Origin of the sequence: Cellulomonas timonensis, assembly GCF_900046455.1 — a bacterium.
Lineage (GTDB): Bacteria > Actinomycetota > Actinomycetes > Actinomycetales > Cellulomonadaceae > Cellulomonas_A > Cellulomonas_A timonensis.
This window is the reverse complement of the sequence record NZ_FCOT01000013.1, coordinates 1,048,707-1,070,762: the sequence shown is the minus strand read 5'-3', so window position 1 is coordinate 1,070,762 and position 22,056 is coordinate 1,048,707. Positions and strand designations below refer to the sequence as shown.

Below are 22,056 nucleotides of genomic sequence, written 5' to 3'. Positions count from 1 at the left end.
TGCGGGCGCGGTCAATCCTCGCCGATGCCGCGCGCGGCCAGCGCGTCGCCCGTGGCCCGCGCCCGTGCCACGGTGCGCACCGCCGCCGGGGCGAGCAGGGCGCGGGGGTCGCGGTCGAGCCCGCGCGCCCACGCGGCGTCACGGACCTCGCCGAATGTCTCGAGGAGCGCGGGGATGGCGCGCAGCATGAGGCTCACGGCGAGGGCGAACGTCTCGGGCGGCAGTCCGACGTGCCGGAGCGGGCGGGCCGCCCGGGCCAGCGCGTCGAGCATGTGGTCGGCGCGGGTCGTGGCGGTGAGCACGCTCGCGGCCAGCACGATCGTCACGAGGTCGAGCGCGATCTCCAGGCCGACCTGCCAGCCGCGCGCCCACCACTGGTAGCCGAGCACCAGGGCGGCGGTCACGAGCACGGGAGCAGCGCCGCGGGCAGTGGCGCGCAGCGGCACCCGGGCGACAGCCACGAGGCCCAGGGCCACGGCCGTCAGCGCCAGGGTCGCGGGGACGCCCCGCAGGGCCACGACGAGCACGCTGAGCACCATCAGCCCGGCGAGCTTCGCTCCGGGGCGTGCGCGGTGCAGGGGGCTCGTGCCGGGGTGGTACAGCCCGAGCGGGCCGGCCCACGCCCGGCGACGGGGTCCGCGCGCGCGTCTCACCATGGGGCCGGGACGGCGGCCATGAGCTCGCGGTAGCGCGCGACGCCGTCGAGCGGGTCGCCGTCGTGCACCACAGTGCCCTCGTCGACCACGAGCACCCGGTCGGCGCGGGCGGCGGCGTCCAGGTCGTGTGTCACGAGGAGCACCTGCTGCTCGAGCCCGTCGATCAGGTCGTCGACGACGCGCCGCCAGCGCAGATCGAGCCGCGTGGTCGGCTCGTCGCACACGAGCACCGTCGGCTCGGTGGCGAGGACGCCGGCGAGCGCGAGGAGCTGCTTCTGCCCGCCCGAGAGCGCGTGCACGGGCACCTCGGCGCGCCCGCCCAGGCCGAAGCGGGCGAGGATCTCGCGCGCGCGGGCGGCGCGCTCCGAGGCGGGGACGTCGATCCGGCGCAACGAGAGCGCGACGTCCTCGACGGCTGTCGGCATGACGAGCTGCGCGTCGGGGTCGGAGAACACGAATCCGACCCGGCGGCGCACCGCCGGGCCCTGTCGGACGGTGTCCAGGCCCTCGACGCGCACGCTGCCCGCCGAGGGCAGCGCGAGGCCGTTCACCAGCCGTGCCAGCGTGGACTTGCCCGAGCCGTTCGCCCCGATCACGGCGACGCGCGGCTCGGTGAGGCGGCACGTCACAGGGTGGAGCAGGGTCCGGATCTCGTCGGCTGTGCCGCCACCGTCACGCGCGGCGTACACGGTGACGGTGGCGGCGTCGAGCTCGATCATGCGGGTTGGCCTCGGTGTCAGCGCGTGCGGCGCAGCAGGTCCGGGAAGGCCCGGAGCACGGCCGTCGCGACGAGCGCCGCGAGGAGGTTCTTGATGACGTCGCCCGGCAGGAAGGTGGCGCCGGCGGTGATCGCCTCGGTCGCCGACATGCCGAGGCGCCAGCCCATGACGGTGATGCCGATCGGGTGGATCAGCAGCAGGCTCGCGGTCATCGCCGAGCCGAACAGCGCCGGGTACCGCAGTGCGGGCCGCACCGACGCGGCGCGCTGCGCGAGGAAGCCGGCGAGGAACGCGGCGAGCGGGAACGCGACGAGGTAGCCGGCGGAGGCTGTGCCGAGCACGCCGACGCCGCCGGACCCGCCGGCGAACACGGGCAGGCCCGCGAAGCCGACGGCCAGGTAGAGCAGCACCGCGAGGCTCCCGCGGCGCGACCCGAGCACCAGGCCCGCGAGCATCACGCCGAACGTCTGCAGGGTGATGGGGACGGCGAGGCCCGCGACGGCGATGGGGGGCATGATCGCGCACACCGCGAGCAGGGCCGCGAAGGTTGCGACGAGCGCCACATCGGTGGCCGCGGACGACCGGGTGAGGGGGAGCGGAGCAGCGCTGGCGGCGCCGTCGGCGGAGCGGGCGATCGGCTCGCCGGGGACGTGGGACATGGCTCTCCAGAGGGTGCGAAGGCGGGAGGCAGAGCGCCCGGACAGGGTCCTCGGGCCGTTGACAACGCTAGCCGGTCGTAGACTTGATGGCGTTTGTGCCTCCGTCCAATGGTGACGTCAGGCAGTCGGAGGAAATCCCCAGCCGGTCATCGACCGGCCCCGGAAGGACATCAGTGATCACTGCCCACGCCGTCGAGCTGCGCGTCGGCGCCCGAGTGCTCCTCGAGGAGGCCACCTTCCGCATCGCGGCGGGTGACCGGATCGGTCTGGTCGGTCGCAACGGCGCCGGCAAGACGACGCTCACCAAGACCCTCGCGGGGGAGAGCCTGCCCACCGGCGGGCAGATCACCCGCACCGGGGACGTCGGCTACCTTCCGCAGGACCCCCGCACCGGCGACCTGGACGTGCTGGCCCTGGACCGGGTCCTGTCCGCGCGCGGCCTGGACGAGATCGTCCGGTCGATGCGCGAGACCGAGGGCGCGATGGCCAGCGCGGACGACGAGACGCGTGACGCCGCAATGGAGCGCTACTCCAAGCTCGACGCGCGGTTCCAGGCCGGGGGAGGCTACGCCGCCGAGAGCGAGGCGCACCGCATCGCGGCGAACCTGGGCCTCGACGACAGGGTGCTGGGGCAGACCATCGGGACGCTCTCTGGCGGCCAGCGCCGCCGCGTCGAGCTGGCGCGCATCCTGTTCTCGGGTGTCGAGACGTTGCTGCTCGACGAGCCCACCAACCACCTCGACGCCGACTCGATCCTGTGGCTGCGCGACTACCTCAAGTCCTACCCGGGCGGCTTCGTGGTGATCAGCCACGACACCGAGCTGCTGCGCGCCACCGTCAACAAGGTGTTCCACCTGGACGCCAACCGCGGGGAGCTCGACCAGTACAACCTCGGCTGGGACGCGTACCTCAAGCAGCGCGAGACAGACGAGAAGCGCCGCAAGCGCGAGCGCGCCAACACCGAGAAGAAGGCCACGGTGCTCCTCGCCCAGGCCGACAAGATGCGCGCCAAGGCCACCAAGGCCGTCGCCGCGCAGAACATGATGCGCCGCGCCGAGCGGATGCTCTCGGGCCTCGAGGAGGTCCGGGCATCGGACAAGGTCGCCAAGCTGCGGTTCCCGGACCCGGCGCCGTGTGGGAAGACCCCGCTGACCGCCGCCGGGCTGTCGAAGTCCTACGGCTCGCAGGAGGTCTTCACCGACGTCGACCTGGCGATCGACAAGGGCAGCCGCGTCGTCGTGCTCGGGCTCAACGGCGCCGGCAAGACGACGCTGCTGCGCATGCTGGCAGGCGTCGAGAAGCCCGACACGGGCGAGGTGCGCGCGGGCCACGGGCTCAAGCTCGGCTACTACGCGCAGGAGCACGAGACGCTCGACCTGGACCGCACGGTCCTGGAGAACCTGCGCTCGGCCGCGCCGGACCTCACCGACACGCAGGTGCGCTCGGTGCTCGGCTCGTTCCTGTTCTCGGGCGACGACGCGGAGAAGCCCGCACGGGTGCTCTCCGGCGGGGAGAAGACCCGGCTCGCGCTCGCGGCCCTGGTCGTGTCCGCGGCGAACGTGCTGCTGCTCGACGAGCCCACCAACAACCTGGACCCCGCGAGCCGCCAGGAGATCCTCGCGGCGCTGCGCTCCTACACCGGGGCCGTGGTGCTGGTCAGCCACGACGAGGGCGCCGTGGAGGCGCTCGACCCCGAGCGCATCGTGCTGCTGCCCGACGGCGTCGAGGACCTGTGGGGCCCGGACTACCTGGACCTCATCTCGCTCGCCTGACGGGCGCCCTCAGCCGACCCGGCCGCCCTGGTCGACCCGGCCGCCCTGGTCGACACGGTCGACACGGTCGAGCCGTGCGTCGACCAGGGCGTCCTCCTCGTCCTCGGCGCTGGGCCCGCGACGGCGGCGCGGCTCGCGCGCAGGCGCCCGCAAGGAGCCTTCGCCGGGCCGTGCGCCGTCAGTCGGCTCGCCGTCCTCGCGCAGGTCTCGCCGGGCCAGCAACGTGAAGCCCACCAGGGACCCCAGCGCGAACGTCCACCACTGGAACGCGTAGGACAGGTGCGAGCCGGGGTCGGTGCTCGGCTCGGCGAGCTCGCCGAGGGCCTGGGCGCCCGGCTCCTCGGCGACGAGGGAGCCATAGCCCTGGTACGCGGAGGACGCGAGCTCGCTGGCGCCGCCCGCAGCGAGGACCTCGTCGACGGTGATCGACTGCACCTGCCCCGCGGGCGCCGAGCGGCCGAGCGCCGGCTCGTCGAGCCGCATCCGCGCGGTGACCGTCACCTTGCCCGACGGCGGCGACGGGACGTCCACGGCGGCCGACGCGTCGTCGCCCCAGGCGATGTACCCGCGATCGACCAGCAGCACGGATCCCGGCTCTCCGCCGTCCCCCAGCACGAGCGGGACCAGCACGTGGTAGCCGGGCTGCCCGTCCACGGGACGGTTGCGCAACAAGACCGTGGCCTCTGGCGCGTAGCTCCCGGTCACGACGACGGGCTGCCACTCCTGGCTGGCGGTCAGCGCCGTGGCGGGGGAGTCGAGCACCTCGGAGAGCGGGAGGGGATCGGCGTCGAAGTTGGCCTCGACGACCTTGATCTTGGCGTCGCGGTCCACATGCCGATTCCACTGCCAGCGGCCCGCGAACGTGCAACCGACCGCGATCAGGACGCCCAGCAGGACGATCCCCACCGCGCGGCGCACCTGGGGCCTCATGAGAGGTCGGCGACCGGCAGCTCGGAGACGGGGACGACATCACGCAGGAAGCTCCGCGCGCCCAGGTACTGCTCGAGGTGCTCGCGGTGGTCGTCGCAGGCCAGCCACACCTTGCGGCGCTCGGGGGTGTGCAGCTTCGGGTTGTTCCACAGCAGGCCCCAGGCCGCCTCGGAGCGGCAGCCGCGCGCGCTGCACACGAGCTCGTCGACCGCGTCGGGGGTGGGGGACAGCAGGTTCATCGGTGGTTGCCTCCGAGCTGGTCGGCGCCGGGCCGGTGGCCTGGTCCGAGGGTGCGTGGGTCCATGAGCGGGTCGTCGGGCTCGCGGCGGGCCCGGCCGGCATTCGCGAACAGCACCGCGACGTACGGCAGGACGACCGCCGCGACGATCATGAGGATCGAGAACGCGATGGGGATCCGGTGCCATGTCAGCACCGCCGCGATGAAGCAGACGACGCGCACGCCCATCTGGACCAGGTACCGCTTGGTGCGGCGAGCCTGGTCCTCGGCGAGCGCCTCAGGCGCCGAGGTGATCCGGTGGACCTCCTCGCCGTCCTCCCGCTTCTTGCTCATCATCCGATCCTAAGTCCGGGCAGGGGCCGTCAGACCCGCCCGTGGGGCAGGCGCTGTTGTGCGGACCGGACAACGGCTCGGCGACAACCTGTGCGACCGCGTCGCCCCTGGCAGCGGCGCATGTCGGCTAACGTCGGTTGCCGTGCCTGAGACCACAGTGAACCCACCCACACCTCGCAGCGTCCTGGTGACCGGCGCGAACCGCGGCATCGGCCGCGCGATCGCGGAGCGGTTCGTGGCGAACGGGGACAAGGTCGCGACCATCTACCGCGGCGGCGACCTGCCCGACGGCGTGCTGGGGGCCGTCGGCGACATGCGGGACACCGCTGCCGTGGACGCCGCCTTCACCGAGGTCGAGGCCGCGCATGGCCCGGTGGAGGTGTTGGTCGCCAACGCCGGCGTCACGCGCGACCAGCTCCTGCTGCGGATGACCGACGAGGACTTCGAGGGTGTCCTGGACGTCAACCTCACGGGCGCCTTCCGCTGCGTGCGCCGTGCCTCCAAGGGCATGATCCGCATGCGTCGCGGCCGCATCGTCCTCATCTCGTCGGTGGTCGGCCTCTACGGCGGCGCGGGGCAGGTCAACTACGCCGCGTCCAAGGCCGGGCTGGTGGGCATGGCGCGCTCGATCACCCGCGAGCTCGGCGGGCGGGGCATCACCGCCAACGTGGTCGCCCCCGGCTTCATCGCCACGACCATGACGGCCGAGCTCCCGGCCGAGCGGCAGGAGGCGTACCGCGCTGCGATCCCGATGGGCCGGTTCGCCCAGCCCGACGAGGTCGCCGGTGTCGTGCAGTTCCTCGCGTCGCCCGACGCCGGGTACATCTCCGGCGCGGTCATCCCCGTCGACGGCGGCCTCGGCATGGGGCACTGACACTCCTGGCGTCCCGCGCCACCGCTCAACCCCCTCAGCACCTCACGACTAGCGGAACGGAACAGCACCCATGGGTCTGCTCGACGGCAAGAAGCTCCTCGTCACCGGCGTCCTCACCGACGGCTCGATCGCGTTCCACGTCGCGCGCCTCGCCCAGGAGCAGGGCGCGCAGGTGGTCCTGACCTCCTTCGGCCGGCAGTTCCGGCTCACGCAGGCCATCGCGCGGCGGCTGCCGCAGCCCGCGCCGGTGGTCCAGCTCGACGTCACCGACGAGGAGGACCTGACCGCGCTCGCGGACCGCGTGCGCGAGCACGTCGACGGCCTCGACGGCGTGGTCCACTCGATCGGCTTCGCGCCGCAGTCGGTGATGGGCGGCAACTTCCTCGCTGGCGAGTGGGATGACGTGGCCACCGCGCTGCGGGTCTCGGCGTACTCGCTCAAGTCGCTGGCCGTCGCCGCGCAGCCGCTGCTGGGCAGCGGATCCTCCATCGTCGGGCTCACGTTCGACGCGCGCTACGCGTGGCCCGTGTACGACTGGATGGGCGTCGCGAAGGCCGCCTTCGAGTCCACCGCCCGCTACCTGGCCCGCGACCTCGGCCCCGAGGGCGTCCGCGTGAACCTCGTGTCGGCCGGCCCGATCCGGACCACCGCGGCCAAGTCGATCCCCGGCTTCGAGGCCATGGAGGGCGGCTGGCCCGACCGCGCGCCCCTCGGCTGGGATGTCACCGACCCCGAGCCCACGGCCCGTGCCGTCGCCGCGCTGCTCTCCGACTGGTTCCCGGCGACGACGGGCGAGATCGTCCACGTCGACGGCGGCGTCCACGCGATGGGATTCTGAGGGCGTGAACTCCACTGCGCCTCGACGACTCGTGCTGCTCCGCCACGCCAAGGCGGAGCACCCCCAGATCGAGGACCGCCTGCGGCCCCTCGCGCTGAAGGGGCGCACGCAGGCGGGGGGCGGGGGGGCGAGCCTGAGCCACGAGGGGCTCGTGCCCGATCACGTGGTGTGCTCGGCTGCCATCCGCACTCGGCAGACCTGGGACCTGGCGCGGGCGGCGCTCTCCGGCGAGCCGGAGTCGGTCGACATCAACGAGGACCTCTACCTGGCCGACGTGCGCCGGGTGCTGGAGATCGTCCGCGAGATCGGCGACGACGTGGCGACGGTGCTGGTCGTGGGGCATGAGCCCGTGATGTCGCAGACGGCCGCCACGCTGGCCGGGCCGGGCTCCGACGAGGCGGTGCTCGACCGGGTGCGACTCGGCGTGCCGACCGCCAGCTATTCGGTGCTCGAGACCGACGCGCGCTGGTCGGAGCTCGAGCCGGACGGCGCCCGCCTGGTGCGACTGGTCACCCCGGCCTGATCTGGGCGCTCGCGCCGTCAGCCCGCTGCCGTCAGCCGGCTAGCGCGAACGGCGCGGGCCCCAGCACGTCGTCGAGCCGGCCCCGCACCACGGCGTCGGCCTGGCCGCACACCAGCGGCTTCGCGTTGAACGCGATGCCGAACCCGGCCTGCTCCAGCATGTCCAGGTCGTTGGCCCCGTCGCCGATCGCGATGGTCTGATCCAACGGGATGCCCGACTCGGCGGCGAACTCGCGCAACGCGATCGCCTTCGCGGCCCGGTCGATCACGGGGCCGCGCACCCGGCCGGTGAGCACCCCGTCGCGGGCCTCCAGGCCGTTCGCGCGGAACCGGGTGATCCCGAGGCTCGCGGCCAACGGCTCCACCACCTCGACGAAGCCGCCGGAGACGAGCGCCAGCGGCCAGCCGCGCGCGTCGAGCTCGGCGACGAGTTCGATGGCGCCGGGCGTGAGCTCGACCTCCGCCAGCACCTCGCCGAACACCGAGGTGCTCAGGCCGGCCAGAGTCGCCACCCGCTGGTGCAGGGAGGCCGCGAAGTCGATCTCGCCGCGCATCGCCTGCTCGGTGATGTCCGCGACAGCGTCGAGCGAGCCCGCCCGCGCCGCGAGGAGCTCGATCACCTCCGCCGTGATGAGCGTCGAGTCGACGTCCATCACCACGAGTCGGGGGGCGGCGGAGGTCGCGGGGGTGCTCAGGGCGTCAGGCAGCGTGCTCACCTGGGCAGGGTAGTGCGCGGGGCTCCGAGCCCACCTGTGGTGCTCACGCCTTGATGACTGTGCCCTTCGGGACGACGGTGATGCCCGACTCGGTGACGGTGAAACCACGCTCCAAGTCGTGTTCGCGGTCCAGCCCCACGCGCGCGCGCTCGGGGACCACGACGTTCTTGTCGAGGATCGCGCGGTGCACCTGGGCGTACCTGTCCACGGTGACGCCGTCCATCAGCACCGAGTCGGTGACCTGCGCCCAGGAGTGCAGGTACACGCCGGGGGATAGCACCGAGCCGGAGACCGTGGCGCCGGAGACGAGCACGCCGGGAGAGACGATCGAGTCGGCCGCGTGGCCGAGCCGGCCGGCGCCCGCGTGGACGAACTTGGCGGGCGGGAGCCCGGTGTAGCCGGTGTGCAGCGGCCACTCGTAGTTGTAGAGGTTGAACACGGGCTCGATGGAGATGAGGTCCTGGTTCGCGTCGTAATACGAGTCGAGCGTCCCGACATCGCGCCAGTAGTCGCGGTCGCGCGGCGTCGAGCCGGGCACGTCGTTGCGGATGAAGTCGTAGACGCCGGCGGTGCCGCGCTCCACGAACGCGGGGACGAGGTCGCCGCCCATGTCGTGCCGCGACGTGGGGTTCTCCGCGTCGGCCGTGACGGCGCGCACCAGGGCGTCGGCGTTGACGACGTAGTTGCCCATCGAGGCGAGGATCTCGTTCGGGGAGTCCGCCAGGCCCTGCGGGTCGACGGGCTTCTCGCGGAACGCCGTGATGCGCGTCGGGTCGTCCGCCGACGTCTCGATGACGCCGAACTGGTCGGACATCTCGATGGGCTGGCGGATGCCCGCGACGGTCAGCTCGGCGCCCGAGGCGATGTGCTGGTCGACCATCTGGGAGAAGTCCATGCGGTACACGTGGTCCGCGCCGACGACCACCACGATGTCGGGCCGCTCATCGTCGATGATGTTCAGGCACTGGTAGATCGCGTCGGCGCTGCCCAGGTACCAGTGCTTGCCCACCCGCTGCTGCGCGGGCACCGGCGCCACGTAGTTGCCGAGCAGCGACGACATGCGCCACGTCTTCGTGACGTGCCGGTCGAGGCTGTGGGACTTGTACTGCGTGAGCACGATGATGTGCAGGTAGTGGGAGTTCACGAGGTTCGACAAGGCGAAGTCGACGAGGCGGTAGATCCCACCGAACGGCACCGCGGGCTTGGCCCGGGCTGCCGTCAAGGGCATGAGTCGCTTGCCCTCTCCACCTGCAAGGACGATCGCAAGGACGCGCGGCGCTGCCATGGCATGACCCTAGGGCCACCGACCCGTCCGGGGCGAGGCGGGGGCGCGCGAGGCGCTAGCGTGTCGCGCTAAACGGCTGGGCGGATCCACTGCCCACGGGGAGGGACAGACGTGCGGATCGACCTGTTGACGCGTGAGTACCCGCCGCACGTGTACGGCGGCGCGGGGGTGCACGTCGCGGAGCTCGCGGCGGTCCTGCGGCGCAGCATCGACGTCCGGGTGCAGTGCTTCGACGGCGGGCGGCACGAGTCGGGCGTCGTGGGGCATGCCATCCCCGCAGGGCTCGCCGACGCGAACCCGGCGCTGGCCACGTTCGGCATCGACCTGGAGATCGCCGACGCCGTGGGGCGCCCGGGCGACCGGATCGCCGAGCACGACACGGACGGCCCCGCCGAGCTGGTCCACTCCCACACCTGGTACGCGAACCTCGCCGGGCGCCTCGCCGCGCTGCAGTACGGCATCCCGCATGTGGTGACCGCGCACAGCCTCGAGCCGCTGCGGCCCTGGAAGGCCGAGCAGCTCGGCGGCGGGTACGCGCTCTCGGGGTGGGCCGAGCGCACCGCGTTCGAGTCCGCCGACGCGGTCATCGCCGTCAGCGCCGGGATGCGCCAGGACATCCTGCGCAGCTACCCGCAGGTGGACCCCGCGCGGGTGCACGTGGTGCACAACGGCATCGACCTGGACGGCTGGCAGCGGCCCTCCGACGCCGCCGCGCTGGCCCGCGCCGACGAGGTGGTGCGAGGGCTCGGCATCGACCCCGAGCGCCCGTCTGTGGTGTTCGTCGGCCGGATCACGCGGCAGAAGGGCCTGCCCTACCTGCTGCGCGCGGCCGAGGCGCTGCCGCCCGAGGTCCAGCTCGTGCTGTGCGCGGGCGCCCCGGACACCCCGGAGATCGCCGCCGAGGTCAGCGGCCTGGTGGCGGACCTGCGGACCCGTCGCGACGGCGTGGTGTGGATCGAGCAGATGCTGCCGCGCCCCGACCTGATCGCCGTGCTCGCCAGCGGCACGGTCTTCGTGTGCCCGTCGGTGTACGAGCCCCTCGGCATCGTCAACCTCGAGGCCATGGCTGTCGGGCTGCCCGTGGTGGGAAGCGCCACCGGCGGCATCCCCGAGGTCGTCGACGACGGCGTGACAGGGGAGCTGGTGCCGATCGAGCAGCTCCAGGACGGCACTGGGACGCCCGTCGACCCCGAGAAGTTCGTCGCGGACCTCGGCGCCGCGCTCGTGCGCGTGGTGGGCGACCCGGAGCGCGCCGCCGAGATGGGCGTCGCCGCGCGCAAGCGTGTGGAGGAGCACTTCTCCTGGGAGGCCGTGGCCGAGAGGACCCTCGAGGTCTCCCGCTCGGTGCTGCCGGGCTGCCCCGCCCGCCGCGGGCAGGGGCGCATCGGCAAGGTCAGGGGCGCGCGGGCTGCTGCTGCGTGGCCGCCGACATCGCGCGGCGGGCCGCCCGGTCCACCTCGCGCAGGGCCGTGGACCGCTGGTCCGCCTGCCACAGGTTCACCGCGCCGCCGTCGTCGGCGGTGGCGAGCTCGACGATGGCCCGCAGCCGCGCGGCGCTGCCCAGCACCCGGACCCGGCGCCCGTCGATCCCGCTGGGCAGCGCCCAGCCCGGGTCGACGCCCGTGCGCAGCGCGGCGATCGCATCCGCCGCGTCGGGACGCCACCGGGCGACGTCCAGCGAGGCGAGCGCCTCGGTGGCCTGCGTGAGCGCGGTGCGCAGCTCGGACTCCGACTCGGAGAGCGAGCCGACCTGGCCCTGGAACGTCGTGCGCCAGTCCGGCACCTGCTGGACCTCCCACGTCACGAGGTGGCCCTGCTCGTACACCGACCCGAACGCCTCGACCTCCGGGACGGCGGCCCATGAGCCCTGGTCGGTGTGCACCAGCACGCACTCCCCGGCGTGTGTGGCGGCGCTGGACACCGCGCTCGGCACGCCCGTGGGGTCGCCGGGCGCGGGCAGCACCGCGGCGACCGCGCGCGGACCGGACGCCCAGGCGGCGACCAGCTCGGACAGCGTGCCGCCCAGCTCCGCGGAGCCGTCAGCGGCGCGCACGTCATGCGGCTCGTCATCGCCCTGCACGGCCTCGAGCAGCTGGCGGACGGGCGCGGCGCCCGCGCCCACCTCCTGCAGCCAGAGCGCGAGGACGACCGATCGCGGCAGGGCCAGTCCGGAGTGATCCATCGCACCAACCTACGACGCGCGGCGCGGTCCCCGACCGATCCGCGCCCGACTAGGGTTTGTGCCCATGAGTGACGTGCTCGACCTGCAGGACGTGTCCATCCGCCGTGGGACCACGACGATCCTCGACGGGGTGTCGTGGACGGTGCGCGACGGCGAGCGCTGGGTGGTGCTCGGGCGCAATGGCGCCGGCAAGACGACGCTGCTGCAGATCGCCGCCGGGCGGATGCACCCGTCGTCGGGCACGGCGGACCTGCTGGGCTCGCGCCTGGGGCGGGTCGACGTCTTCGAGCTGCGACCGCGCATCGGGCTGTCCAGCGCCGCGCTCGCGGACCGGATCCCGGCGGGCGAGCTCGTCCGTGACGTGGTCCTCACCGCCGCGTACGGCGTGACCGGGCGGTGGCGCGAGGCCTACGAGTCCCTCGACGAGGGCCGGGCCAAGGACCTGATGGCCGCGTTCGGGGTGGACCACCTGGCCGGCCGCCGGTTCGGCACGCTGAGCGAGGGGGAGCGCAAGCGCGCCCAGATCGCCCGGTCGCTGATGACCGACCCCGAGCTGCTGCTGCTCGACGAGCCCGCCGCCGGGCTGGACCTGGGCGGCCGCGAGGAGCTCGTCAGCGCCCTCGCCGAGCTCGCCCGCGACCGCCGCTCGCCCGTGATGGTGCTGGTCACGCATCACGTCGAGGAGATCCCGCCGGGCTTCACGCACCTGCTGCTGCTGCGCGACGGCCAGGTGCACTCCGCCGGGCCGATCGAGGAGACGCTCACGCCGGAGAACCTGTCCTCGGCGTTCGGCATCGACCTCGTGGTCGACCGCCACGGGGAACGCTGGGCGGCCCGCGCCGCCTGAGCGCCTGCTGTCAGGCGGCTGCGAAGTCCGCGACCGCCCGGATGACCTCTGGCGCGGTCAGCATCCGCTGGTGGTCGAGGCCGCGGGTGACGAGCAGCTCGCCGGCGTCGGCGTGGGCGGCGAGCATGCGCTGGCCGTGCGCGATCGGCACCACATGGTCCTCGTCGTCATGGACCACGAGCACGGGGATCTGAGGGTCCTGCGGCCCACGGTCGACCGCGAGGCTGAGCCAGGTGTGGTCCTCCTTGCGCAGGTGGCGCTCGACCCTGCCGCGGACGGCCGAGGTGAGCCGCGGGTGCAGGTCGAGCTGCCGCGAGAACGTCTGGAGCAGGTGCTCGGGGTCGCTCACCGGGGCCAGCGCGGCGAAGCGCTCCGCGGGCACGCCCTGCCGCAGGGCCAAGGTGGCGCCGAGCGCCCCGAAGGAGTGCGCGACGAGGGCGGTCAGCGGGCCGGTGTCCTGGGCGATCCGCTCGATCACGGCGGCGACCTGCGGCACGTCGGTGGTGCGGCCCGGAGAGTCGCCGTGTCCTGGGGCGTCGAAGGCGATGGGGGACAGGCCCCGCGCGGCGAGCGCGGCCGCGAGGGGCGCCCATCGGGAGGCGCGGGCCTGCCATCCGTGCACGAGGAGCACCGGGCGGGCGCCGTCGCCCCACTGGTAGGCGCGCACGGTGGAGCCCCGCCCGGTGGCGCCCCGCACTGTCACATCGCGGACATCGGCGCTGGCGAGGGCCTCGCGCTCGATGGACCAGACCCGCGCACGGGGCGCTGGGCTGAGGAACAGGGCCGCGGCCCCGGCGCTGGCGAGGGGCGGAGCCAGGCGGTGGGCCACCCGCAGGGCGTGGCGCGCGGTGACGCGCAGGTCCATGGTCGTTCTCCTCGGCGGTGTCAAGCGTCACGCGACAATGCGCACGGACGTGCGTTCAGAGCATTGCACAGGTCCCGGTCGGCGGATAGCGTCCCCGCATGAGCGAGAGCGGAGAGCGCCCCGACGGGCGGGTCGAGCGGGGCAACCGCACCCGTGCCGCAGTGCTCGCCCGCGCGGTGCAGATCGCCTCGGTGGACGGCCTGGCCGAGCTCTCGCTCGGACGGCTGGCGAGTGAGGTCGGCGTCAGCAAGAGCGGGATCTTCACGCTCTTCGGCTCCAAGCAGGCGCTGCAGCTCGCCACCGTCGAGGCGGCGCGCGCCATGCTCGTCGACCACGTCGTGGGCCCTGCGCGCGAGGTGCCCGACGGGCTGGACCGGCTGCACACGCTGTGCGCGCTGTGGCTCGACTACTCCCGCAGCCGGGTGTTCGACGGCGGGTGCTTCTTCTCCGCCGTGACCGCCGAGTTCGACTCCCGCACCGGCCCCGTGCGCGCCGCCGTGGTCGACTCCTACGCCGCGTGGTCGCGTCACGTCCGGGGCATCGCCGCCAGGGCGCTGGACGCCGGGGATATCGTCGAGGGGACAGACGTCGACCAGCTCGAGTTCGAGCTCACCTCGATGCTCGAGATGGCCAACACGCTCTCGTTGCTGCATGGGGACGACTCGGTGTACAGCCGGGCGCTCGCGGCCGTCGAGGACCGGCTCGGCCGGGTCGCCGCCCGGCCCGAGCGGCATCCGTGGCTCGCCCGGGAGAGCGCGGCGCAGCGGTAGCCCGAGGGCTGACGGCCCCGGGACGAGTAGGGGAGGCCCCGATGAACGGCGGATGGCTGTGGTGGGTGGGCGGCGCCCTGCTGCTCGGCATCGCCGAGATGATCTCCCTCGACCTGATCTTCCTGATGCTGGCCGGCGGGGCCATCGCCGGGGCCGTGGCGAACGCGCTCGGCGCCTCGGTCCCCGTGCAGATCGTCGTGGCCGCGGGGACGGCCGTCGTGCTGCTGTTCGCGCTGCGGCCCTGGCTGTTGCGGCACCTGCGGGCTCGGACGACGCTGGTGGAGACGAACGCGGCCGCGCTCGTCGGGCGCACCGCCGTGGTGGTCGCCCCCACCACCGAGGCCGGCGGCCGGGTGAAGCTGGCGGGCGAGGTCTGGTCGGCCCGTGCCGGCCAGGAGGGCGCCGTCTTCCCGGCGGGCGCCGAGGTGCGGGTCAGCCGGATCGAGGGGGCGACGGCCGTGGTGGTCGCGCAGCAGGACGCCCCGCACGCGTGAGCGAGGGCGCGACGAGCCAACCAGGCGTGTCGCGCGGCCTGACGAGGAGGACGCATCGTGTTCGACGAGAACCTCGATCCGGGGCAGGTCCTCGGGCTGATCGTGCTGGCATTGGTCGTCATCTTCGTGGTGGTGGCCCTCGCGCGGGCGGTGCGGATCGTGCCGCAGGCCGTCGCGGTGGTGGTCGAGCGGCTGGGCCGGTACTCGCGCACCCTCGACGCGGGGCTGCATCTGCTGATCCCGTTCGTGGACCGGGTGCGGGCCGCCGTCGACCTGCGCGAGCAAGTCGTCTCCTTCCCGCCGCAGCCGGTGATCACCTCGGACAACCTCGTGGTGAGCATCGACACGGTCATCTACTTCCAGGTCACCGACCCGAAGTCCGCGGTGTACGAGATCGCCAACTACATCACCGGCATCGAGCAGCTCACCGTCACCACGCTCCGCAACGTGATCGGGTCGATGGACCTCGAGCAGACCCTCACGAGCCGCGACCAGATCAACGGCCAGCTGCGCGGGGTGCTGGACGAGGCCACGGGGCGCTGGGGCATCCGCGTCAACCGGGTCGAGCTCAAGGCCATCGACCCGCCCGCCTCGGTGCAGGGGTCGATGGAGCAGCAGATGCGCGCCGAGCGTGACCGGCGCGCCGCCATCCTCACGGCCGAGGGCGTCAAGCAGAGCCAGATCCTCACGGCCGAGGGCGAGAAGCAGGCGGCGATCCTGCGGGCGGAGGGCTCGGCGCAGGCCGCGATCCTCAACGCCGAGGGCGAGGCGCGGGCGATCCTCCAGGTCTTCGACGCGGTGCACCGCGGCGACGCCGACCCGAAGCTGCTGGCCTACCAGTACCTGCAGACCCTGCCGAAGGTGGCCGCGAGCCCGGCGAACAAGGTGTGGGTGATCCCCTCGGAGCTGACGGGCGCGCTCGGGCAGTTCGTGCAGGGGTTCGCCGGGCTGGGCGCCCCGCCGCCGGGGGGGGCGCCCCGCCAGCCCGAGCCCTCGCCGCTCGGGTCCGGGCTGCCGTCGGTGGCGCTCAAGGATCCCGCCGAGGCGCTCGCGGAGGCCCGGCGGGACTCGCAGGCCGCCACCGAGGACGCGACGAGCGCGGGCACGCTCAGTGGGCTGCCGTTCGACCCCGGCGCGGAGTTGGGGCAGCGCCCAGCGGTCCCGCAGCGCGAGGACGTCGCCGCGCCTCCGCCGGCGCGTCGGGAGCCGATCGCGCCGACCGAGCCGCCGGAGGACGTCGACCCCATCGTGCCGCCGTCCGAGCGTGACGCCCGACCCGACTCGGGCCCGGCCCCGGAGCAGTGAGCGGGCCGGCGGCGGAAATGAACTTGTGAGTGAGTTCTCACTCACTTACCATGGGGCTCATGCCCTTCAACGCCCAGCCGCGGCCGCGCCGCGCCCCCGCGATGGCGCCTGACGACAGGCGCACCGCGATCCTCGAGGCAGTTGTGCCGCTGCTGCGCGAACGCGGTGGCGCAGTGACCACCCGCGAGCTCGCCGCCGCCGCCGGCGTCGCCGAGGGGACGCTGTTCCGGGTCTTCCCCGACAAGGAGACCCTTGTGCGCGCCGCCGTCGAGCGGGCCTTGGACCCGGTGGACCTGGTCGCCCAGATCGAGGCGATCCCCGCCTCGCAGGCCCTGCGGCCCGCACTCACCGAGGCGGTGCGGCTCATGCAGGACCGCGCCGGCCAAGTCGTCGACCTGCTCTTCGTGGCCCACCACGCGCCCGACGGCGAGCACCGTCCCGGCAGCGAGCACTCTCCTGGCGGCGAGCACCGTCCTGGCGGCGAGCACCGCCCCGGCGTCGGACATGGCGCTCCACCGCATGGGCATCGCGCCCGCCGCCACCACGCGTCCGTGGAGCCCGTGGTCGACGCGGTCGCGGAGCTCCTCGCCGCGCATGCCGCCGAGCTGCGCCTGCCGCCGCTGGACAGCGCGCGCATCCTCATGGGGCTCGTGCTGTCGACGCGGCGCCCCGGCGCCTGGGGGAGCGGGCTGAACCTGTCCGCCGAGGATCTCGTCGCCGTCGCCCTGGACGGCCTCGCCCACCACGCGTCCGACGCCCACACATCCGCCAACCACGGGGAGGAGGGCTGATGCTCACGCAACTCCTGAAGGAGTACCTCAGGCCGTACCGCCGGTCGGTCGCCGCCGCGATGGCCTTGCAGCTCGTCCAGACCATCGCGACGCTGTACCTGCCCAGCCTCAACGCGCACATCATCGACGACGGCATCGCGCGCGGCGACACCGGCTACATCCTGCGCGAGGGCGGCATCATGCTCGCCGTCAGCCTGCTCCAGGTCGTGTGCGCCATCGCCGCCGTGTACTTCGGCGCCCGCACCGCCATGGCGTTCGGCCGCGACGTCCGCGAGGGCCTGTTCACGCATGTGCAGACGTTCTCCGCGCGCGAGGTCGGCCAGTTCGGCGCCCCCACGCTCATCACCCGCACCACGAATGACGTGCAGCAGATCCAGATGGTGGTGCTGCTGACGTTCACCGTGATGGTGATGGCGCCGATCATGCTGGTCGGCGGCGTGATCATGGCCCTGCAGGAGGACGTCGGGCTGTCCGCCGTGCTGCTCGTCGCGGTGCCCGTGCTGGGCGTCGTGATCGGCTTCGTCGTGGCCCGGATGGTGCCGCAGTTCCGCGTCATGCAGAAGCGCATCGACACCATCAACCGCGTGATGCGCGAGCAGATCACCGGCATCCGCGTCATCCGCGCTTTCGTGCGCGAGCGCCAGGAGTCCCGCCGGTTCGCCGGCGCCAACACCGCGCTGTTCGACACCTCGCTGCGAGTCGGCAAGATCATGGCGCTGATGTTCCCGCTCGTCATGCTGATCATGAACGCGACGAGCGTGGCGGTGCTGTGGTTCGGCGCCGGCCGCATCGACTCCGGGCAGATGCAGGTCGGGTCGCTCGTCGCCTACCTCAGCTACATCGCCTACATCCTCATGTCCGTGATGATGTCCACGATGATGTTCATCATGGTCCCGCGGGCCGTGGTCTCCGCGGAGCGCGTCGGCGAGGTGATGAAGGCGCACACCTCCGTGCAGCCGCCCGCCCGTCCCATGCCCCTGGACCCCGCAGATCGCGGACGCCTGCAGATGCGCGACGTGGAGTTCCGTTACCCGGGCGCCGAGCACCCCGTGCTGCACGGCATCGACCTCGACGCCCAGCCCGGCCAGACCACCGCCATCATCGGCTCCACCGGCGCCGGGAAGACGACGCTGCTGGGCCTGGTGCCCCGCCTGTTCGACGCCACCGGCGGCTCCGTGCTGGTGGGCGGCGTGGACGTGCGCGAGCTCGACCCGGACGACCTGTGGTCGGCCATCGGGCTGGTGCCGCAGAAGCCCTACCTGTTCACCGGGACCATCGCCACGAACGTGCGCTACGGCAAGCCGGACGCCACCGACGAGGAGGTGTGGCATGCGCTCGAGGTCGCGCAGGCCCGCGACTTCGTCGAGGCGACGCCCGGCGGGCTCGACGCGCCCGTCGCGCAGGGCGGCTCCAACTTCTCCGGGGGCCAGCGCCAGCGCCTGGCGATCGCCCGAGCGATCGTGCGGCGCCCGCAGATCTACCTGTTCGACGACTCGTTCTCCGCGCTCGACTTCGCCACCGACGCCGCGCTGCGCGCCGCGCTGGTCCCCGAGACCCGCGGGTCCACCGTGCTGATCGTGGCCCAACGCGTCGCGACCATCCGGCACGCCGACGAGATCGTCGTCCTCGAGGGCGGGGCCATCGTGGCCCGCGGCACCCACGAGAGCCTGCTCGAGACGTCCGAGACCTACCGCGAGATCGTCTTCTCGCAGATCAGCGAAGAGGAGGCCGCCGCGTGAGCGCGAACCAGCGACCCGGCGCAGCGCCGGTCGGGGAGAAGCCCGCGACGGGTGGGCGCCGTCCTCCGCACGGAGGCGGCCACGGCCCGATGGGCGGGCTCGGCATGCCCACCGAGAAGTCGATGGACTTCCGCGGCTCCGGCGGCCGGCTGCTCGGCTACCTGCGGCCCGAGCGACTGAAGATGGCGTTGACCGTCGCGCTCGCGGTTGTGTCGGTGGCGCTCGTCGTCACCGGGCCGAAGATCCTCGGCCAGGCGACGAACATCATTTTCGAGGGCGTCATCGGCCGCCAGCTGCCCGAGGGGATCAGCAAGAGCGAGGCCATCGCCGGGCTGCGCGCCAGGGGCGAGGACAGCTTCGCGGACCTGCTGTCGGGCGCGGACGTGGTGCCCGGGCAAGGCGTCGACTTCACGCGCCTGCGCGACGTGCTGTTGCTCGTCCTGGCTATCTACGTGGGGTCGTTCGTGTTCGGGTGGCTGCAGGGCCGGCTCACCGCGGGCATTGTGCAGCGCACCGTCTTCCGGATGCGCGAGTCCGTCGAGCGCAAGCTCCAGCGGCTGCCACTGTCGTACTTCGACAAGCAGCCCCGCGGCGAGGTGCTCAGCCGCGTCACCAACGACATCGACAACATCGCCCAGACCCTGCAGCAGACCCTGTCCCAGGTGATCACCTCCGTGCTCACCGTGATCGGCGTGCTCGCGATGATGTTCTGGATCTCGCCGCTGCTGGCCCTCGTGGCCCTGGTGACCGTGCCGCTCTCCGTGGTGGTGACCGCCGCCATCGCCAAGCGGTCCCAGCCGCAGTTCGTCGCGCAGTGGCAGCGCACCGGCACGCTCAACGCGCACATCGAGGAGATGTACACGGGCCACGCGCTGGTCAAGGTGTTCGGCCACCAGCGCGAGGCGATCTCCACGTTCCACGACGAGAACGGCAAGCTGTACGAGGCCTCGTTCCGCGCGCAGTTCATCTCGGGGATCATCCAGCCGGCGCTGGGCTTCCTGTCGAACCTCAACTACGTGATCATCGCGGTCATCGGCGGCCTGCGGGTCGCGTCGGGGACCATGTCGCTGGGCGACGTGCAGGCGTTCATCCAGTACTCCCGGCAGTTCACGCAGCCGCTCACGCAGATCGCGTCGATGATGAACCTCCTCCAGTCCGGCGTCGCGTCCGCCGAGCGCGTCTTCGACCTGCTGGACGCCGAGGAGCAGAGCCCCGACCCGGACCCCGCGGCGCCCGTGCCCACCCCGGTGCTGGGCCGCGTGGCCTTCGAGGACGTCTCGTTCAGCTACGACCGGGAGAACCCGCTCATCGAGCACCTGTCCTTCGTGGCCGAGCCCGGGCAGACCGTCGCCATCGTCGGCCCCACCGGCGCCGGCAAGACCACGCTGGTGAACCTGCTCATGCGGTTCTACGAGGTCGACTCCGGGCGCATCACCCTCGACGGGGTGGACACCGCCGCCATGACCAGGGACGACCTGCGCTCGCAGATCGGCATGGTGCTGCAGGACACGTGGCTGATCAGCGGCTCCATCGCCGAGAACATCGCCTACGCCGCCGACGAGATCACCCGCGAGCACCTCATCGAGGCGGCGCGGACCACGCACGTCGACCACTTCGTGCGGACCCTCGCCGAGGGCTACGACACGGTGATCGACGACGAGGGGTCGAATGTCAGCGCGGGGGAGAAGCAGCTGCTCACCATCGCCCGCGCGTTCGTCGCCGACCCCGCGATCCTGGTGCTCGACGAGGCGACGTCCTCGGTGGACACCCGCACCGAGGTGCTCGTGCAGCAGGCGATGAACGCGCTGCGCGCCGGGCGGACGTCCTTCGTCATCGCGCACCGGCTGTCCACGATCCGCGACGCGGACGTCATCCTCGTCATGGAGCACGGGTCGATCGTCGAGCAGGGCACCCATGACGAGCTGCTCGCGGCCGACGGCGCCTATGCGCGGCTGTACGCCTCGCAGTTCGCGGAGGCGGCCACGGCGCTCGACTAGGGCGCTCGACTGGCGTCCGACGCGCCCCGGCCCGGACGGTGGTCCGGGCCGGGGCGCCAATCGCGGGATGATGGTCGACGTGCCAGCGCCCGAGATCATCCCCCTCACCGACCCCGCCGACGAGCGCCTCGCCGACTACGTCTCGCTGACCGACGTCGCGCTGCGCTCCAAGCACGAGCCCGCCAAGGGCCTGTACATCGCGGAGAGCTCCACCGTGCTGCGCCGCGCGATCGACGCCGGTCACCGGCCACGCTCGGTGCTGGTCTCCCCGCGCTGGCTGCCCGACCTGGAGGAGATGCTCGCGGGCCTGCCCGACGACGGCACGCGGGTGCCCGTCTACGTCGCCGAGCCCGACGTGCTCGAGGCCATCACCGGCTTCCATGTGCACCGCGGGGCGCTGGCCGCGATGCACCGGCCGGTGTTGCCGTCCGTGGAGGACGTGCTGCGCGGGGCGCGCGGTGGCAGCGGGGCTCGGCGGGTGGCCGTGCTCGAGGACATCGTCGACCACACCAACGTGGGCGCCGCGTTCCGCTCAGCCGCAGCCCTGGGCGTCGACGCGGTGCTGGTCACCCCGCGCTGCGCCGACCCGCTTTACCGGCGCTCGGTGCGCGTGTCGATGGGCACCGTGTTCCAGGTGCCGTGGACCCGCATCGACGAGTGGCCCGCCGGGATGGCGACCCTGCGCGACGCGGGGTTCGTCACTGCGGCCCTCGCGCTCTCCGACGACTCGATCAGCCTCGATGCGCTCGAGCGCGACCTGCCGGAGCGCCTCGCGCTGATCCTCGGCGCCGAGGGCCACGGGTTGAAGGCGACGACAGTCGCGGCGGCCGACCTGACCGTGCGCATCCCGATGGCCGGGGGCGTCGACTCGCTCAACGTGGCCGCAGCGGCGGCCGTCGCCTTCTGGGCCACCCGCGCCACGACCTGACACGGCGGACCTTGAGCGGCCTAGGCTCGCGGACGTGACGGCCATCATCCGGCCCGCTGAAGATGCGGACCTGCAGGGCTTGCTGGGGCTCTATGGCGAGCTGAACCCTGACGACTCGGCCTTGCCCGAGGCCCGTGCGCAGGAGGTCTGGGCGGCGATCCGCAGCCAACCGGGCCGGACGATCCTGGTGGCTGCCGTCGGCGACGCACTGGCGGGCAGCGCCGACTGCGTGGTCCTGCCGAACCTCACCCGTGGCGTGCGCACATGACCGAGGAACTGGCGGCCACGGAGTGCGTCTTCTGCGCCATCGTGGAGCACCGGGCGGAAGCCAGCATGGCCTGGGGGAACCCTTCAAGGTCGAGACTCACGAACGCGAGAAGTCGCTGCGTGACAGCGACGCGCAAGCGATCACAGCCGCTATCGCGCCGGCCCGAAGGGGCTCTCGTTGATTCCAGGGCGTGCGGAGCCGGCGACGCTCGTGGATGAGCTGTGCGCGGAGGCGGAGCACGCTGGCTCGAACGTGTGCTCCGACTCCTGAGCGACGGCACGATGGCAGGGACGGCATCGCCGGGTGGCGTCGCCGAGTGAGGAGATAC

General features: G+C 72.9%; 23 protein-coding genes and 1 pseudogene. 14 read left to right on the top strand and 10 right to left on the bottom strand.

The features are described 5' to 3' along the window. Positions 1 to 11: 11 nt before the first annotated feature. The 3 genes from BN3788_RS18270 to BN3788_RS18260 are packed head-to-tail and all read right to left on the bottom strand — an operon-like array spanning position 12 to position 2,034. Positions 12 to 656, bottom strand: coding sequence for an energy-coupling factor transporter transmembrane component T family protein (locus BN3788_RS18270; RefSeq protein WP_066589291.1), 645 nt, complete (start codon positions 654 to 656; stop codon positions 12 to 14). Beyond that, positions 650 to 1,375 (bottom strand): energy-coupling factor ABC transporter ATP-binding protein, encoded by a 726-nt coding sequence (locus BN3788_RS18265; protein WP_066589289.1) that lies wholly within the window; start codon positions 1,373 to 1,375, stop codon positions 650 to 652. The genes BN3788_RS18270 and BN3788_RS18265 overlap by 7 nt, the downstream gene beginning before the upstream one ends. Positions 1,376 to 1,392: 17 nt before the next feature. Further along, positions 1,393 to 2,034, bottom strand: a complete 642-nt coding sequence (locus tag BN3788_RS18260) for a biotin transporter BioY (protein ID WP_066589287.1) — start codon at positions 2,032 to 2,034, stop codon at positions 1,393 to 1,395. Positions 2,035 to 2,207: 173 nt separating this feature from the next. Between BN3788_RS18260 and BN3788_RS18255 the strand changes: the two genes are divergently transcribed. Next, positions 2,208 to 3,806 carry an ABC-F family ATP-binding cassette domain-containing protein gene (locus BN3788_RS18255; RefSeq protein WP_066589286.1) on the top strand — a complete coding sequence of 533 codons (1,599 nt, stop codon included), beginning with the start codon at positions 2,208 to 2,210 and terminating at the stop codon, positions 3,804 to 3,806. 9 nt (positions 3,807 to 3,815) lie between these two features. On the opposite strand, the gene BN3788_RS18250 is transcribed toward BN3788_RS18255, so the two are convergent. Genes BN3788_RS18250 through BN3788_RS18240 form a run of 3 tightly spaced genes read right to left on the bottom strand, consistent with a single transcriptional unit; the run spans position 3,816 to position 5,307 of the window. Next, positions 3,816 to 4,736: an SURF1 family cytochrome oxidase biogenesis protein gene (locus tag BN3788_RS18250; protein ID WP_066589285.1), complete on the bottom strand. Its 921-nt coding sequence runs from the start codon at positions 4,734 to 4,736 to the stop codon at positions 3,816 to 3,818. Continuing rightward, positions 4,733 to 4,975 (bottom strand): hypothetical protein, encoded by a 243-nt coding sequence (locus BN3788_RS18245; protein WP_066589284.1) that lies wholly within the window; start codon positions 4,973 to 4,975, stop codon positions 4,733 to 4,735. Before BN3788_RS18245 ends, BN3788_RS18250 begins: the two co-directional genes overlap by 4 nt. Then, positions 4,972 to 5,307 carry a DUF3099 domain-containing protein gene (locus tag BN3788_RS18240; protein ID WP_066589757.1) on the bottom strand — a complete coding sequence of 112 codons (336 nt, stop codon included), beginning with the start codon at positions 5,305 to 5,307 and terminating at the stop codon, positions 4,972 to 4,974. Before BN3788_RS18240 ends, BN3788_RS18245 begins: the two co-directional genes overlap by 4 nt. A 142-nt stretch (positions 5,308 to 5,449) precedes the next feature. Here BN3788_RS18240 and fabG point away from each other — a divergent pair, with 142 nt between their 5' ends. The 3 genes from fabG to BN3788_RS18225 all read left to right on the top strand — a co-directional run bounded on the left by fabG (position 5,450) and on the right by BN3788_RS18225 (position 7,542). Then, positions 5,450 to 6,181, top strand: a complete 732-nt coding sequence (gene fabG, locus BN3788_RS18235) for a 3-oxoacyl-ACP reductase FabG (RefSeq protein WP_066589282.1) — start codon at positions 5,450 to 5,452, stop codon at positions 6,179 to 6,181. A 70-nt stretch (positions 6,182 to 6,251) separates the two neighbouring features. After that, the gene (gene fabI / locus BN3788_RS18230; protein WP_066589280.1) at positions 6,252 to 7,019 is read left to right on the top strand and encodes an enoyl-ACP reductase FabI; all 768 of its coding nucleotides are present in this window, start codon (positions 6,252 to 6,254) and stop codon (positions 7,017 to 7,019) included. Between the two features lie 4 nt (positions 7,020 to 7,023). Then, positions 7,024 to 7,542 carry a SixA phosphatase family protein gene (locus tag BN3788_RS18225; RefSeq protein WP_066589277.1) on the top strand — a complete coding sequence of 173 codons (519 nt, stop codon included), beginning with the start codon at positions 7,024 to 7,026 and terminating at the stop codon, positions 7,540 to 7,542. A 31-nt stretch (positions 7,543 to 7,573) separates the two neighbouring features. Here the strand turns inward: BN3788_RS18225 and serB are convergent, their stop codons facing one another. Together serB and BN3788_RS18215 are read right to left on the bottom strand one after the other, a co-directional pair. Then, positions 7,574 to 8,257, bottom strand: a complete 684-nt coding sequence (gene serB / locus BN3788_RS18220) for a phosphoserine phosphatase SerB (RefSeq protein ID WP_390620161.1) — start codon at positions 8,255 to 8,257, stop codon at positions 7,574 to 7,576. 43 nt (positions 8,258 to 8,300) lie between these two features. Further along, positions 8,301 to 9,542: a glucose-1-phosphate adenylyltransferase gene (locus BN3788_RS18215; RefSeq protein WP_066589274.1), complete on the bottom strand. Its 1,242-nt coding sequence runs from the start codon at positions 9,540 to 9,542 to the stop codon at positions 8,301 to 8,303. A 111-nt stretch (positions 9,543 to 9,653) separates the two neighbouring features. On the opposite strand from BN3788_RS18215, the pseudogene glgA reads away from it, so the two are divergent. Next, positions 9,654 to 10,892 (top strand): annotated as a pseudogene (glgA, locus tag BN3788_RS18210) (glycogen synthase); the annotation flags it as partial. Between the two features lie 43 nt (positions 10,893 to 10,935). On the opposite strand, the gene BN3788_RS18205 reads toward glgA, so the two are convergent. Then, entirely contained in the window at positions 10,936 to 11,724 is a 789-nt protein-coding gene (locus BN3788_RS18205; protein ID WP_066589270.1) for a hypothetical protein, read from the bottom strand. A gap of 64 nt (positions 11,725 to 11,788) precedes the next feature. Between BN3788_RS18205 and BN3788_RS18200 the strand changes: the two genes are divergently transcribed. Next, positions 11,789 to 12,571: an ABC transporter ATP-binding protein gene (locus BN3788_RS18200; RefSeq protein WP_066589268.1), complete on the top strand. Its 783-nt coding sequence runs from the start codon at positions 11,789 to 11,791 to the stop codon at positions 12,569 to 12,571. 10 nt (positions 12,572 to 12,581) lie between these two features. Here the strand turns inward: BN3788_RS18200 and BN3788_RS18195 are convergent, their stop codons facing one another. Beyond that, entirely contained in the window at positions 12,582 to 13,436 is an 855-nt protein-coding gene (locus BN3788_RS18195; protein WP_066589267.1) for an alpha/beta hydrolase, read from the bottom strand. Positions 13,437 to 13,534: 98 nt separating this feature from the next. Between BN3788_RS18195 and BN3788_RS18190 the strand changes: the two genes are divergently transcribed. The 8 genes from BN3788_RS18190 to BN3788_RS18155 all read left to right on the top strand — a co-directional run bounded on the left by BN3788_RS18190 (position 13,535) and on the right by BN3788_RS18155 (position 21,728). Continuing rightward, complete coding sequence (locus BN3788_RS18190; RefSeq protein WP_066589265.1) at positions 13,535 to 14,206, top strand: TetR/AcrR family transcriptional regulator; 672 nt, start codon at positions 13,535 to 13,537, stop codon at positions 14,204 to 14,206. 41 nt (positions 14,207 to 14,247) lie between these two features. Further along, entirely contained in the window at positions 14,248 to 14,700 is a 453-nt protein-coding gene (locus BN3788_RS18185; protein WP_066589261.1) for an NfeD family protein, read from the top strand. A 57-nt stretch (positions 14,701 to 14,757) separates the two neighbouring features. Continuing rightward, on the top strand, positions 14,758 to 16,005 hold the full coding sequence (locus tag BN3788_RS18180) for an SPFH domain-containing protein (RefSeq protein WP_066589258.1): 1,248 nt from the start codon (positions 14,758 to 14,760) through the stop codon (positions 16,003 to 16,005). A 59-nt stretch (positions 16,006 to 16,064) separates the two neighbouring features. Next, positions 16,065 to 16,796, top strand: a complete 732-nt coding sequence (locus BN3788_RS19930) for a TetR/AcrR family transcriptional regulator (RefSeq protein ID WP_234346721.1) — start codon at positions 16,065 to 16,067, stop codon at positions 16,794 to 16,796. Beyond that, entirely contained in the window at positions 16,796 to 18,535 is a 1,740-nt protein-coding gene (locus tag BN3788_RS18170; RefSeq protein WP_066589252.1) for an ABC transporter ATP-binding protein, read from the top strand. The genes BN3788_RS19930 and BN3788_RS18170 overlap by 1 nt, the downstream gene beginning before the upstream one ends. Beyond that, positions 18,532 to 20,532, top strand: coding sequence for an ABC transporter ATP-binding protein (locus BN3788_RS18165; RefSeq protein ID WP_390620160.1), 2,001 nt, complete (start codon positions 18,532 to 18,534; stop codon positions 20,530 to 20,532). The genes BN3788_RS18170 and BN3788_RS18165 overlap by 4 nt, the downstream gene beginning before the upstream one ends. A 70-nt stretch (positions 20,533 to 20,602) precedes the next feature. Then, entirely contained in the window at positions 20,603 to 21,460 is an 858-nt protein-coding gene (locus tag BN3788_RS18160; RefSeq protein WP_066589750.1) for a TrmH family RNA methyltransferase, read from the top strand. 34 nt (positions 21,461 to 21,494) lie between these two features. Continuing rightward, complete coding sequence (locus BN3788_RS18155; protein WP_066589250.1) at positions 21,495 to 21,728, top strand: GNAT family N-acetyltransferase; 234 nt, start codon at positions 21,495 to 21,497, stop codon at positions 21,726 to 21,728. Positions 21,729 to 22,056 lie beyond the last annotated feature (328 nt).